The sequence below is a fragment of the Camelimonas abortus genome, assembly GCF_042432745.1.
Classification (GTDB): domain Bacteria; phylum Pseudomonadota; class Alphaproteobacteria; order Rhizobiales; family Beijerinckiaceae; genus Camelimonas; species Camelimonas abortus.
Window position 1 is genome coordinate 2,169,711 of sequence record NZ_JBHLWR010000006.1, and the last position, 12,440, is coordinate 2,182,150.

The 12,440-nt window shown below is 71.2% G+C and carries 11 protein-coding genes; 5 read left to right on the forward strand and 6 right to left on the reverse strand.

Annotated elements, in window-relative coordinates:
* Positions 1 to 303 carry a type 1 periplasmic-binding domain-containing protein gene (locus ACFFJB_RS11675; protein ID WP_376831531.1) on the reverse strand — a complete coding sequence of 101 codons (303 nt, stop codon included), beginning with the start codon at positions 301 to 303 and terminating at the stop codon, positions 1 to 3.
* 220 nt (positions 304 to 523) lie between these two features.
* Between ACFFJB_RS11675 and ACFFJB_RS11680 the strand changes: the two genes are divergently transcribed.
* Positions 524 to 2,020, forward strand: coding sequence for an AMP-binding protein (locus ACFFJB_RS11680; RefSeq protein ID WP_376831532.1), 1,497 nt, complete (start codon positions 524 to 526; stop codon positions 2,018 to 2,020).
* Positions 2,021 to 2,312: 292 nt separating this feature from the next.
* The gene (locus ACFFJB_RS11685; RefSeq protein ID WP_376831533.1) at positions 2,313 to 3,617 is read left to right on the forward strand and encodes an MFS transporter; all 1,305 of its coding nucleotides are present in this window, start codon (positions 2,313 to 2,315) and stop codon (positions 3,615 to 3,617) included.
* A 123-nt stretch (positions 3,618 to 3,740) separates the two neighbouring features.
* On the opposite strand, the gene ACFFJB_RS11690 is transcribed toward ACFFJB_RS11685, so the two are convergent.
* Both ACFFJB_RS11690 and ACFFJB_RS11695 read right to left on the reverse strand, forming a co-directional pair.
* Positions 3,741 to 4,742 carry a cyclase family protein gene (locus tag ACFFJB_RS11690; protein WP_376831534.1) on the reverse strand — a complete coding sequence of 334 codons (1,002 nt, stop codon included), beginning with the start codon at positions 4,740 to 4,742 and terminating at the stop codon, positions 3,741 to 3,743.
* 370 nt (positions 4,743 to 5,112) lie between these two features.
* Positions 5,113 to 6,432 carry an MFS family transporter gene (locus tag ACFFJB_RS11695; protein ID WP_376831535.1) on the reverse strand — a complete coding sequence of 440 codons (1,320 nt, stop codon included), beginning with the start codon at positions 6,430 to 6,432 and terminating at the stop codon, positions 5,113 to 5,115.
* Positions 6,433 to 6,905: 473 nt separating this feature from the next.
* Here ACFFJB_RS11695 and ACFFJB_RS11700 point away from each other — a divergent pair, with 473 nt between their 5' ends.
* Positions 6,906 to 7,598: a DUF1007 family protein gene (locus tag ACFFJB_RS11700; RefSeq protein ID WP_376831536.1), complete on the forward strand. Its 693-nt coding sequence runs from the start codon at positions 6,906 to 6,908 to the stop codon at positions 7,596 to 7,598.
* Positions 7,589 to 8,632 (forward strand): nickel/cobalt transporter, encoded by a 1,044-nt coding sequence (locus ACFFJB_RS11705; protein ID WP_376831537.1) that lies wholly within the window; start codon positions 7,589 to 7,591, stop codon positions 8,630 to 8,632. The genes ACFFJB_RS11700 and ACFFJB_RS11705 overlap by 10 nt, the downstream gene beginning before the upstream one ends.
* A gap of 7 nt (positions 8,633 to 8,639) precedes the next feature.
* Here ACFFJB_RS11705 and ACFFJB_RS11710 read toward each other — a convergent pair whose 3' ends face one another.
* A complete protein-coding gene (locus ACFFJB_RS11710; protein WP_376831538.1) occupies positions 8,640 to 9,836 on the reverse strand; it encodes an amidase in 1,197 nt (398 codons plus the stop codon).
* A 416-nt stretch (positions 9,837 to 10,252) separates the two neighbouring features.
* Here ACFFJB_RS11710 and ACFFJB_RS11715 point away from each other — a divergent pair, with 416 nt between their 5' ends.
* Complete coding sequence (locus ACFFJB_RS11715) at positions 10,253 to 10,501, forward strand: hypothetical protein (RefSeq protein WP_376831539.1); 249 nt, start codon at positions 10,253 to 10,255, stop codon at positions 10,499 to 10,501.
* An 81-nt stretch (positions 10,502 to 10,582) separates the two neighbouring features.
* On the opposite strand, the gene ACFFJB_RS11720 is transcribed toward ACFFJB_RS11715, so the two are convergent.
* Complete coding sequence (locus ACFFJB_RS11720) at positions 10,583 to 11,554, reverse strand: 2-hydroxyacid dehydrogenase (RefSeq protein WP_376831540.1); 972 nt, start codon at positions 11,552 to 11,554, stop codon at positions 10,583 to 10,585.
* 114 nt (positions 11,555 to 11,668) lie between these two features.
* Complete coding sequence (locus ACFFJB_RS11725) at positions 11,669 to 12,127, reverse strand: MarR family winged helix-turn-helix transcriptional regulator (protein ID WP_376831541.1); 459 nt, start codon at positions 12,125 to 12,127, stop codon at positions 11,669 to 11,671.
* Positions 12,128 to 12,440 lie beyond the last annotated feature (313 nt).

Sequence of the window (12,440 nt, forward strand, 5' to 3'; positions counted from 1 at the left end):
TCAGTCGCAGGAGCGCGTGGACCAACATGAAGCAACCGGGATGCCGGCGAGACAGTGCAGCGGCCTCCAGCCCGGCCCGCTCATCTTGCGCAGAGACTGCGACACGAACTTGTCAACGGTGACGTCGCAGAACACGCGGGCACCGGGGCCGGCCAGTTTCACCAGCAGCGGGTCGATGGCGGGACTGGTGACGTCGCAGGCGGCCCCGGCGACGATCATGTCCTTCGCGCGGCCGCCGGGCGCTTTCCTGAAGCCCCTCACATGTTCGCGGCCGAGATCGTCGTTCTGGCAGCGAATGGCCATTGCATGTCCTTGTGCGCAAACAGGTTTTTTTCGCCGGCGTTTAATCCGTGCGCCGCGCGCATGACGCGCGCGCCCGGAGCGGCCGGCGCCCCTTTTCGCGGCGGAGCTTTCTCCCTAGAACGGACGGGGCCGGGCGGAAACGACAGGAAGCCTCCGCCCGGGCGCGACGACGCTTCCGCATGCGCCGCTCCGCCGGCGCAGGAACTGGGCGAGGAAACTCATGCTGCTGCCGATGGGCGACATTCCGCGCTGGTACGCCGACCGCAAGGGTCACGACGCGCCGGCCGTCATTCACGGGGACGACACGCTGACCTGGGGCGAACTGGAGCGCCGCGCCAACCGCCGCGCCCGGGCGTTCATGGAGATGGGCGTGCGGCCCGGCGATTTCGTCGCCGTCGGCCTGCCCAACAGCAACACGTTCTACGAGAACACCTTCGCCATCTGGAAATGCGGCGCCACGCCCTGCTCGCTCTCCTGGCGCCTGCCGCGGGGCGAGGCGGCGGCCATTCTCGAGCTGCTGCGCCCCTCGCTGGTCATCGGCGGCGAGCCGGACTGGAACGCGCCCAGGGCCCTGCCGGCCGACTTCGTTCCGGAAGGCCATGACGATTCTCCGGTCGAGGCGCCGGTGGCGCGCTACTGGAAGGCCATGACCTCGGGCGGCTCCACCGGCCGGCCGAAAGTGATCGTCGACCACATGCCCGCCGTGCATGACACCGCCGCCGCCGTGGCCGGCCTGGTGACGCCGGGCGTCAACCTGCTCAATCCGGGGCCGCTTTACCACAACGCCCCGTTCATCATCTCGCACATGGCCCTGTTCGGCGGCGGGCTGCTGGTGGGCATGAAGAAGTTCGACGCAGAGGAGGCGCTGCGCCTCATCGACCGTCACCGCATCCAGTGGGTGAATTTTGTGCCCACCATGATGAGCCGCATCTGGGCGCTGCCGCCGGAGGTGCGCGGCCGGTACGACGTCTCCAGCCTGCAGACCGTGTTCCACATGGCCGCGCCCATGCCGGTATGGCTCAAGGAAGCGTGGATCGAATGGCTCGGGCCGGAGAAAATCTTCGAGCTCTACGGCGGCACCGAGCGCCAGGCGTCCACGGTGATCTCCGGCACGGAATGGCTGCAGCGCAAGGGTTCGGTCGGTCGCGTCCAGGCAGGCGCCGCCAAGGTGGTGGGCGAGGACGGGCGCGAGCTGCCCCCGGGGGAGACCGGCGAAATCTTCCTCAAGGCCGCCGACGGTCCGGGCTCCACCTACCACTACCTCGGCGCCGAGCCGAAGCGGGACAATGACGGCTGGGAGTCCCTCGGCGACATCGGCTACATGGACGAGGAGGGCTACATCTGGCTGGCCGACCGGCGCTCCGACATGATCCTGCGCGGCGGCGCCAACATCTATCCCGCCGAAGTCGAGGCGGCGCTGATCGCCAGCCCGTCGGTGCGCAGCTGCGCCGTCATCGGCCTGCCCGACTCCGATCTTGGCGCGCGCATCCACGCCATCATCGAGGTGGCGCCGGGCGTGGCGCCGGAGGAGCTGCTGGCGGAGCTGCCGGCGTTCCTCGCCAGCCGCCTGAGCCGGAACAAGCACCCGGAGACCTATGAATTCACCGGCCAGACCGTGCGCGACGACGCCGGCAAGGTGCGCCGCACCATGCTGCGCGACGAGCGCATCCGCTGGCTGGAGGAGGGCCGGGAGTTCCGCATTCCGGCGCCACGCTGACGCAGGGTCATGACGGCGGCGGGCGCGCCTGCGCCCGCCGTGCGCTGAAAAAGCGGAAAGACCGGCCCGGCCGGCGCGCGGGCGCCTGCGGGGCCGCGCGCGCCGCAACGCCGCCCCGACGGCGCGTATTGCGAAAGACGCCGCAAGCATTTACCGAACGGCGACGAATGGAGCGGTCAACAGTCACCCCCGTCACGGGACCGTTCCGGATGAACCAGCGACAGTCTCCCCCCGCCGCCGGCGCCCTCCGGGCCGGAGCGTCAGGCTGTCGCCCCGCCGGGAGTATCCTTGCGTGTCAGCCCAAGCCCCCTCGCCAGCCGCCAATTCGCCTGCGCGCGTGCTTCTCGCCTCGCTTGTCGGCACCACCATCGAGTTCTTCGACTTCTATGTTTACGCGACGGCCGCGGTGATCGTGTTTCCCCGGCTGTTCTTCCCCTCCAGCGATCCCACCAGCGGCCTTTTGCAGTCGTTCGCCACCTTCGCCATCGCCTTCTTCGCCCGCCCGTTCGGCGCGGCGGTGTTCGGCCATTACGGCGACCGCGTCGGCCGCAAGGCCACGCTGGTGGCTGCGCTGATGCTGATGGGCGTCTCCACGGTGCTCATCGGCCTCTTGCCGCCTTATGACGCCATCGGCGTCGCCGCGCCGCTGCTGCTGGCGCTGTGCCGCCTGGGCCAGGGCCTTGGCCTTGGCGGCGAATGGGGCGGCGCGGTGCTGCTCGCCACGGAGAACGCCCCGCCCGGCCGCCAGGCGTGGTACGGCATGTTCCCGCAGCTGGGCGCGCCCATCGGCTTCATTCTGGCCAACGGCTGCTTCCTCGGCATCGGCGCGCTGCTCACCGACGAGCAGTTCTTCGCCTGGGGCTGGCGCGCGCCGTTCATCCTCAGCGCCCTGCTGGTGATCATCGGCCTGTACGTGCGCCTGAAGATCGCCGAGACGCCGGCCTTCCGCAAAACCCTGGAGCGCAACGAGCGCGTGCGGGCGCCGGTGCTGAGCGTGTTCCGCGACTATCCGCTGCCGCTGCTGCTGGGCACGGTGGGGGCCATGGCCACCTTCGTGCTGTTCTACCTGATGACGGTGTTCTCGCTCAGCTGGGGCACCACGGCGCTGAAGATCCCGCGCAGCGAGTTCCTGCCGCTGCAGATGCTGGGCGTGGTGTTCTTCGGCCTGTTCATTCCGGTGTCGGCGGTGCTGGCCGACCGCTACGGGCGCCGGCCCATGCTGGTCTGGACCAGCCTCGCCATCGGGGCCTTCGGCTTCCTCATCCAGCCGATGTTCGGCTCCGGCTCGCTCCCGGTGATCGCGCTCTACCTGATCATCGGCCTGGCGCTGATGGGCCTCACCTATGGCCCGATCGGCGCGGCGCTGGCCGAGCTGTTCCCCACCGAGGTGCGCTACACCGGTTCGTCGATGACCTTCAATCTCGGCGGCATTCTCGGCGCCTCGCTGGCGCCCTACGTCGCCACCTGGCTGGCGACCGAATACGGCCTCGCCGCCGTGGGCTGGTATCTCACCATCGCCGCGCTGGTGACGGCGCTGGCGCTGTGGGCGGCCCAGCGCTACGCCCGCGACTACAGCCACACCATGGCGCGCCACTGACGGCGTGACGCCGGCGCGGCGGCGGCGCCCGCCGCGACAAACGGAAAGGGGGCCCGGGGCCCCCTTTCTTCTGTCCTGCCCCTTCCGCCAGCGCCGGCGCGGGGCTGTCCGTCGCCGCGCCGGTCAGCGCACCGCCACCGGGGTGAAGATGGCCTGCACCGAGCCGGTGATGCGCGGCGGGGCGAGAACGACCATGAACTCATTGGCGTTGTCCTTCGCCAGGTCCTTCGTCACGACGTTCTCGAGGATATAGACGCCCTGGCGGGCAAGCAGCTCCTGGTGCACAGGAAACAGGTCCCTGGTCTCGCCCGGCAGCACCTCCAGCGCCGCGGTGTCGGAGCCGATGGCCACCACGCCGAGATCGGCGAGGTACTTCGCGCCGTCCATGCCGAGGCCCGGCTGCACCTGGATGTACTTCTTGTTGTCCTTGCCGATCAGGTCAGCCCAGCCGGTGTGGAACAGCACCACGTCGCCCTTGCGGATCTCGACGCCCTGGGCCTTCGCCGCCTCCTCAATCTCCTTGCGGTTGAACGGCGTGCCCTCCTTCACCATCGGCGTGTTGAAATACCTGGTCATGTCGATGAGCACGCCGCGGGTGACCAGCGGCGGGAACTTCTCCAGACCCAGCTTCTTCAGGCCCTTGATGTCGGCGAACTCGTGGCCCTTGTGACCGTTGTAATAGACGTTGTCGACGCCGAGATGGCCGAGACCGTCAATGTGGGTGCCGGCGCCGTTCCAGCCCACCACCATGTCGTCGTTATAGGTGGCCTTGTTGGGGCCGAAGCCGCCAGCGACGCCGCCCTGGGCCGGCTGCACCACCATGATCTCGAACTTGCGCGGCTCATAGGCGGGCAGCGACGGGTTGGACTCCATGGCGAGGTTATAGACCTTGCCGGTCTTCACCAGGCCCGCGGCCTTCGCCACCAGCTCGGGCGTCACCAGGTTGGCGGCGCCGACCTCGTCGTCGGGACCATATTTGGATTTGGTCCAGCTCATGTCGGCGGCGCCGCCCTTCTCGTCATGCGCCGTCGCGACGCCGGCGCCGAGCGCCGCCGCGGCGAGGGCAAGCACGCCGGCCGCGGCGGTGCGGGCGAATCCAGACATGCGGGTGCGTTTGTTGGACATAGTGTTTCCTCCCGGAGTTGTGCGCCGGCCCTGACGTGAGGCCGCCCGTTTTCGCCGGCGCGGATGGCCATGGCTCCGTCCATGACCTCCGCCCTGTCAGGCGGCGGACCGGCGCCATGCGGAAGAGAACAGGCGCGCCCGCCCCGCAGGCGGAACGCCGGCGCCTCCCGCCAGGGCGGAAGCGCCCCCTTCGCTGGCGGCGCCGGTCCGGATCGCCGCCGCGAAAGAATGCCGCAGGAGCAGCGCGCCGTTCAAGTCCGGGACAGTCTCCCGCCCCGGATCTGCTCCAGAACCAGACGCAAATACGCAGGAATCGCGAAGATGTTTGAGGAAAACTGCGCCGGACGGGAGCGGAGCCCGGCGCGGCCGCTCAGTCCACGCCCTCGCCGCGCAGATAGCCGGTCTTGCGGTTGTCCGGCATCAGCAGGCCCACGACGAACACCAGCGCCGCCATGGCGGTGACGTACCAGCCGAACCAGCTCTCCACGCCGGCGTCCTTCAGGCGCAGCGCCACATATTCGGCCGAGCCGCCGAACACCGCGTTGGCCACCGCATAGGGAAACCCCACGCCAAGGGCGCGCACCTCGGCCGGGAACAGCTCGGCTTTCACCACGCCGCCGATCGAGGTGTAGAAGCAGATCATCAGCATGCCCAGCATCACCAGCGCCCAGGCAGTGAACGGATCGGACGCGCCGGCGATGGCCCGCAGCAGCGGCACGGTGCAGAACATGCCCAGCAGGCCAAAGATGATGATGCAGGCGCGCCGGCCGATGTGGTCCGACAGATAGCCGAACGCCGGCTGGGCCAGCATGAACGCCAGCAGCGCCGCGGTCATCACCACCCCCACCGTATAGGTGGGCAGGCCCGTGGTGTTGAGCAGGTATTTCTGCATGTAGGTGGACCAGGTGTAGAACATCAGCGAGCCGCCGGCGGTCAGCCCCAGCACCAGCAGGAAGGCCCGCGGATGGTCCGCGATGAGGGCGCGCAGCGAACCCGCCTCCCTGCGGCGGGCGCGCTCCTCCGGCAGCGTCTCCGACAGGGTGCGCCGCAGGAACAGGGCGATGAGCGCCGCCCCGGCGCCGATGAAGAACGGAACGCGCCAGCCCCAGGCGCGCATGCCCTCCTCGCCAAGCACGTCATGCAGGGCCAGCACCACCACGGACGCCAGCAGCTGGCCGCCGATCAGCGTCACATACTGGAACGAGCTGAAGAAACCGCGCCGGCCAGGCTTGGCCACCTCGCTCATGTAGGTGGCGCTGGTGCCGTATTCGCCGCCCACCGACAGGCCCTGCACCATGCGCGCCAGCAGCAGCAGCGCCGGCGCCAGCAGCCCCACCGTCTCCCAGGTGGGCAGCAGGCCGATGGCCAGCGAGCCGCCGCACATCATGAGCACCGCCAGGATCATCGAGAACTTGCGGCCGTAGCGGTCGGCGATGCGGCCGAACAGCCAGCCGCCGATGGGCCGCATGAGAAAACCGATGGCGAACACCGCGGCCGCGTTCATCAGCTCGACCGTGGGGTCGCCCTTGGGGAAGAAGGCATGCGCGAAATAAATCGCGGTGAACGCATAGGCGTAGAAATCGTACCACTCGACCAGATTGCCGGAGGAGGCGGCGAAAATCGCGAATACCCGCCGGCCATCGGACATCGTGGAGATTTCAGACGGCGTGGCGGTCGGGACTGTGCTCATGCGGGGGCTCCTGACGACGCGCGACCACCGCCGCCGCCGCCCGCGCTTCCAGCGCAGGCGCGCGACAGGCCGCAGCCGGGCGACGGCTTGAACGCAACAGCAACGGCGCCGGGTGGGCGACGTCACGACTTCTCATGACGCAGGGGAATGCAGCATTTGGGAAAGAGAGCGCGTCCCGTGCGTCGTGCACCGCTCTTACAACAATTCTGCCAAATATAGTAATGGCCATCGTCAATAAATTACGTCAATGTATTTACACCATAAGCAGGCAGGCGTGAGCCAGGCTATACTGTCAAAGGCCTGCGCCCCGCCGCCCTTTTCCGGCGACTGCCACGGCGGGCGGCTGCGACGGCGCGCCCCGCCGGCAGGCCTTTATCCGGTCGCGGCGGCGCCCCACAGATGGAGCGCTCCGGCCGCGCCGGCTCCGGCAGGACGCCGGAGCGGCCGCGCCGCCATTTCAGGACAGGACGCACATGCCGTTCACGCACACGCCGCGCGCCCCGACGTCGCGCCCGCCCGCCCCGCGGGCCGCCTTCCTGCTGGCGCTGGCCATTACTGGAGCGTTCGCTCCTGCGCCGGCCCAGGCCCATCCCCATGTGTGGGTGACTGCGCAGGAGCGTCTGGTGTTTGATGGCGCGGGACACGTGACCATGGTGCGCCATCGCTGGACCTTCGACCGGGCCTTTTCGGCCTGGGCCACCCAGGGGCTGGACGCTGATGGCGACGGCGTCCTCTCAGCCGGGGAGCTGGCCGGGCTGGCGAAGGAGAACATGGACGGGCTGGCGGAGTTCGGCTGGTTCACCAGGCTGCGGGCCGACGGGGTGAAGGCAACGTTCCTGCCGCCGCAGAACGGCGCCATGAGCTTCGCCGACGGGCAGCTGACGCTGACCTTCGACCTGCCGCTGGAAAAGCCCCTGCCGCCTGGCCGGGCGATGATGTTTGAGGTGTCGGATCCGACCTATTTCGTCGCCTTCTCGATCGCCGGAGGCGATGACGCGGTTAAGCTGGAGAATGCGCCGCAGGGATGCGTCGTCACCATCACCCGGCCCAAGCCGCCGCAGCAGCCGGCTGGAGGCGATCTTTCCGAGGCGTTCTTCGAGGGGCTGGGCGCGGCGTCGAATTACGGCGGCCAGTTTGCGAACAAGGTGGTGGCGGCATGTCCGTGACCAGCATGAAGACCAGAGCAGGCGGAACGGCGACCGCGGGCTGGCGCGAGCCCGCCCTGCGCGCGGCGCTGGCCGGCGCCGCCGTCGCCCTGGTCCTGCTCGCGCTTGGCGGACTCGCCCTGCTGCTGCCGGACCAGGCGGCGGCGCCTGCGGCGCGCAATCCCTTCGGCGCCGGCATGCGCGAGCCCGTCGCCTCCGGCGGCGCCGGCGCGGTCATCGCCGCCATGCAGTCCGCGTTCTACCGGGCGCTCACCGGCGGGCTGCAGCAGGCGGCCCATGACGGCGCAGGGCTCTGGACCCACGGGTTCTGGAGCCTCATGGGCGTCGGCTTCGCCTATGGCGTGTTCCACGCCGCCGGCCCCGGCCACGGCAAGGCGGTGATCTCGGGCTATCTGGTCGCCAATGAACGCGCGCTGGCGCGGGGCGCGGCGCTGTGCTGGGCGGCGGCGCTGCTGCAGGCGGTCGTGGCGGCGGCGATCGCGCTCGGCTTCGCCCTCGTGTTCAACGCCACCGCCGCGACGGTGAAGGCCGGGGCGACGCTGGCGGAGACCGCGAGCTTCGCCGTGGTGGCGGCGCTTGGAGCCCTGCTGGCCTGGCGCAAGGCGGGAACGCTGGCGCGGCTGCTGCAGGGGCAGGCGCCGCCGGCCGCCGCAGCGGACGCCTGCTGCGAGGGCGGCTGCGGCCATGTCCACATGCCGGGGGCCGAGGCGGCGGCGCGCGCCCGCGACTGGCGCGCCATGGCCGCCGTCGTGCTGGCCGCGGGTCTGCGCCCCTGTTCCGGCGCGCTGATCGTGCTGGCGTTCGCGCTGTCGCAGAAGGCGCTGGCGGCGGGCGTCGCCGCCACTTTCGCCATGGCGGCCGGAACCGCGGTCACCACCACCGCCATCGCGGCGCTGGCGGTGTTCGCCAAAAGGATGGCCCTGGCCTTCGCCGCCGGCGGCAGTCTCGCCGGGGCGCGCGTCATGGCGGCGCTGGAGCTGCTGGCTGCGGGCGCGCTGCTGCTGGCTGGCGCGCCCGGCGTGATCGCGGGCTGAAGGGGACTCAGGCGGCGCAGCAGCGCTCGCCCAGGGCCTCGGCGACGCGCCCGGCCAGCTGGATCAGCGAGCGGTCCGACCCCGCCGGCCCCAGCAGCGACAGGCCGACGGGGCCGCTGTCGCCATGCAGCGGAATGCTGACCTGCGGGAAGCCGCTGAGGCTGGAGGGACACATCAGCCGCAGCGTGCGGTTGCGGAAATCCTCCAGCGACGCCTCCACCTCGGCGAGGAACGGCGGCGGCGACGGCATGGTGGGCAACACCAGCACCGAGCCCTCGCCCAGCAGCCTGGCGAGATGATTGCGGAACCGGGCGGCCAGCGACCGCGCCTCGGCCAGCTGGGTGTCGGTGAGGTCCTTGCCGGTGGCGAAACGGTTGGCCAGGGTGGGGTTGAGCAGCGGCGCGTGGCGCTCGATGAAGGCCCGGTGCGTCTCCCACGCCTCCCGCGTCTGCAGGTGGCGCAGCGCCCAGCACAGGTTGTCGAGGTTGGGCGCCACCGAGGCGGGATCCAGCCCGCCCAGCCGCGCGCCGATCTTGCGCAGGGCGCCGTCCAGCGCCGCGGCGGCGTCCTCGCCCAGAAGGGCGAAGCAGGCGCGGTCCGCCAGGAAGCGCGCCGCGCCCGGCAGCGGCGCGGGGTCCTCGCCCAGCAGCGTCTCCGCCACCAGGCCCAGCGTTTCGGCGCTGCGGGCGAACCAGCCCACCGTGTCGAAGCTGGGCGAGAGCGGCTCGACGCCGGTTGAGTCAACCCGTCCCCAGCTGGGACGGATGGCGAACACGCCGCAATAGGAGGCCGGGGCGCGCATGGAGCCGGCCGTGTCGGTGCCAAGGGCGAAATCCACCTGGCCGGCCGCCACCGCGACCGCCGAGCCGGAGGAAGAACCGCCGGACATGCGGCCCGGCGCCGCCGGATTGACCGGCGAGCCGAAATGGATGTTCCGCCCCAGCACGGAATAGGCGAATTCGTCCGTCTGTGTCTTGCCCACGAAGCGCGCGCCGGCGTCAAGCAGCCGCTGCACCACCGGCGCGGTGACCGTGCGCACGCCGGACGCGGCCAGCTTCAGCGGGTTGCCGCAGCCAGTGGGATAGCCGGCGACGTCGATCACGTCCTTGACCGCGAACGTCATCCCGGCCAGCGGCCCGCTGGCCGCTGACGGCACGGAGACTTCGGGGTAGGGCAGAAAAGCCCGGTATGGATCGTCGCGCATGGGCGCTGCTGTTCCCTGTGATGGATGCGGGCCGCAAACCGGCGCCGCCTGTCGACATGTGAAGCGGCGACGCCACAACCGCAACCTTGCCGCGCGCCCGCCGGCGCCGGAACAGGCGCTCCCTCCGCTGGCTTCGCCGGCCGCGCGAAGCCCCGTCCACGACGGCCGGAGCGCCGCGCCGGCCCCGCCGGCGGCCGCCTTTTTGTCTGCCTGTTTGCCCGGCCTGACGTTGCGCGGATGATAACGCTCCCCGGCGGACGGCTTAAGGGCCGCGGGCGGACAGCTCCCATGCGCCCATCGCATTGCGCGCCCGGCGGCGCGCCGCCGCCCTTGTGCGGAGCGCCCCGGATAAGTTATTGATGCGGCGGCGCGCCGGCGCGCCGGCGTTTCGTGGCGACATTGCGGGAGCAGGACGGGTGAGCGACAGCACTGCAGGTTCGGGCCGCATCAACTGGCGCAATCTCCTGACGCTGGGTTCGCTGACCGTCCTGGTCGGCGTCGAGGTGCTGGGCGCGGCCATCGCCGGCGGCTGGGCCCTCGCCGGCCTGCTGGAGCTGGGAACCACCCTGGAGTACGTCTTCATGGCCGTGTTCGCGGCGATCGCCGTCTGGGCGATGGTGAAATTCGTGCGCGCCGGCGTGAAAGTGGAGCCGTTCCGGCGCTGAGCGCCGCAAACGGCGACGGGAGCGCGGACCGGGGCGGCCGCCGGGCCGCCCTTTTTCATGCCCGCCGGGAAAGGCGCCGGCTCAGACCGGCGCGGGAAGCCGGACCGGCCAGGGCGTCTCCGGAACCGGCGTCAGCGGCCCCTTGCCGGCGAACCAGCTGAGCAGGTTGTCCACCGCCAGCCGCGACATGGCGTTGCGCGTGGTCACCGAGGCCGAGCCCACGTGCGGCAGCAGCACCACATTGTCCATGGCGACCAGCTCCGCCGGCACGTTCGGCTCGTCGGCGAACACGTCGAGGCCGGCGGCGGCGATGGTTCCGTCCTGCAGCGCGGCAACCAGCGCCCGCTCGTCCACCACCGAACCGCGCGCCACATTGATGAGCACGCCTTCCGGCCCAAGCGCCCGCAGAACCTCGGCGTTCACCAGGTTGCGGGTGGCCTCGCCGCCCGGCGCCACCACGACCAGAATGTCACAGGACTGCGCCAGCTCCACCGGGCCGGGCCGCCAGGGCCACGGAATCTCCGGCCGCCGGCGGCGGCTGTGCCACTCCACTTTCAGCCCGAAGGCGGCGCAGCGCCGGGCGATGGCCTCGCCGATCCGGCCAAGGCCGAGCACGCCCACGGTGCGGCCGCGCAGCGAGGCGGTGAGCGGAAACGGTCCGTGCAGCCAGCGCCCTTCGCGCACGAAACGGTCCGCCTGGGGAATGCGCCGCACCGTGGCGATGAGCAGCCCCATGGCGAGGTCCGCCACTTCCTCGGTGAGCACGTCCGGGGTGTTGGTCACCACCACGCCCCGCGCCGCGGCAGCCGCCACGTCCACGCCGTCGTAACCGACGCCGATGTTGGCGATGATCTCGAGCCGCGGCAGGCGGCCGATCAGGCCGGCGGAGACGCCGCCGAAACCGGCGACGGCGCGCACGCGCGGCGCGACCGCGGCGATGAGCGCCTCCCGGTCCGCGGCCGCGGGCAGGTCATGCACCACGCAGTCCTGTTCCAGCAGGGCGCGCGGCTCCGGCATCATGGGACTGAGCAGCAGGATTTCAGGACGGGACATGGCGCCTCCGGCATCAACAGGGCGGCCGCCCGCGCGGGCGCGCGGGCGCGGCGGCCCGGCCCCGGCGGGAGCCGCCACTGTTGTAATGCATGCCGGCGGCCGGAAGCGAGAGGATCAGCCGGCGTTTTCCGCCTCACGCCCGGCCGGAGCCGGCGCCCCGCTGAAATTCGCCGCCACGCGACGCAGCAGCTTGCGCAGTTTCTTGCGCTCCCGGCTGTCGAACCCCTCCAGCAGGCGCTGTTCGGTCTCGCCCCAGATCCGGGCGATCTCCGCCGCCCGGGCGCGTCCGGCGGCGGTCAGCCGCACGCGCACCAGCCGGCCGTCGCCGGCGTCGCCGTCGATGCGCGCCACCAGCCCTTGGGCGGCGAGGCGCGCCACCGCCTTGGACACGGTGGGCGGGCGCACGCGCATGAGCGTCGCGAGCGCGCTCATGGTCATGGTTTCATGGTCATAAAGCGCCTGCAGCAGCTGTTCCTGTCCGGGGAACAGGCCGAGACCGGCCAGCCGCTCGCCCAGCTCCGCCCGGTGCAGCCGCGCCGCCACGGTGAGCGCCCAGCCGACGCTCTTGTGCATGGCGCGGGTGCTGGAGGGCGCCTCGCCCGCGGCTGCGGCGGCGGGCGCGCCAGCCGCCGCAGCAGGACCGGTCCCGGCGGCCGGGGCCGGAGCCGGCTCGGCCGGCGGGCGGGCCGGCGCGCGGCGCCTGCCGGCGGATGCCTCCCTGCCGCGGACCGTGCTCCGGGCGCTGGCGGATCGTGCGGCGGCCATGACGTCTCCCTTTCCGGGGGCGGCGTGAATGCGCTCTCGCAGTGATTTGACGTCCTGATTTGAGCACAACCCCGCGCCCCATGGAATCGGCGCGGCCGGGAAAGCGCAGGACGGGCGCCCG

Bases quoted from the DNA above. Each gene is read 5' to 3' on its own strand.
- ACFFJB_RS11695 (WP_376831535.1), bottom strand. From the start codon at position 6,432: ATGAGCACAGTCCCGACCGCCACGCCGTCTGAAATCTCCACGATGTCC.
- ACFFJB_RS11720 (WP_376831540.1), bottom strand. From the start codon at position 11,554: ATGTCCCGTCCTGAAATCCTGCTGCTCAGTCCCATGATGCCGGAGCCG.
- ACFFJB_RS11680 (WP_376831532.1), top strand. From the start codon at position 524: ATGCTGCTGCCGATGGGCGACATTCCGCGCTGGTACGCCGACCGCAAG.
- ACFFJB_RS11700 (WP_376831536.1), top strand. From the start codon at position 6,906: ATGCCGTTCACGCACACGCCGCGCGCCCCGACGTCGCGCCCGCCCGCC.
- ACFFJB_RS11705 (WP_376831537.1), top strand. From the start codon at position 7,589: ATGTCCGTGACCAGCATGAAGACCAGAGCAGGCGGAACGGCGACCGCG.
- ACFFJB_RS11690 (WP_376831534.1), bottom strand. From the start codon at position 4,742: ATGTCCAACAAACGCACCCGCATGTCTGGATTCGCCCGCACCGCCGCG.
- ACFFJB_RS11675 (WP_376831531.1), bottom strand. From the start codon at position 303: ATGGCCATTCGCTGCCAGAACGACGATCTCGGCCGCGAACATGTGAGG.
- ACFFJB_RS11710 (WP_376831538.1), bottom strand. From the start codon at position 9,836: ATGCGCGACGATCCATACCGGGCTTTTCTGCCCTACCCCGAAGTCTCC.
- ACFFJB_RS11725 (WP_376831541.1), bottom strand. From the start codon at position 12,127: ATGCACAAGAGCGTCGGCTGGGCGCTCACCGTGGCGGCGCGGCTGCAC.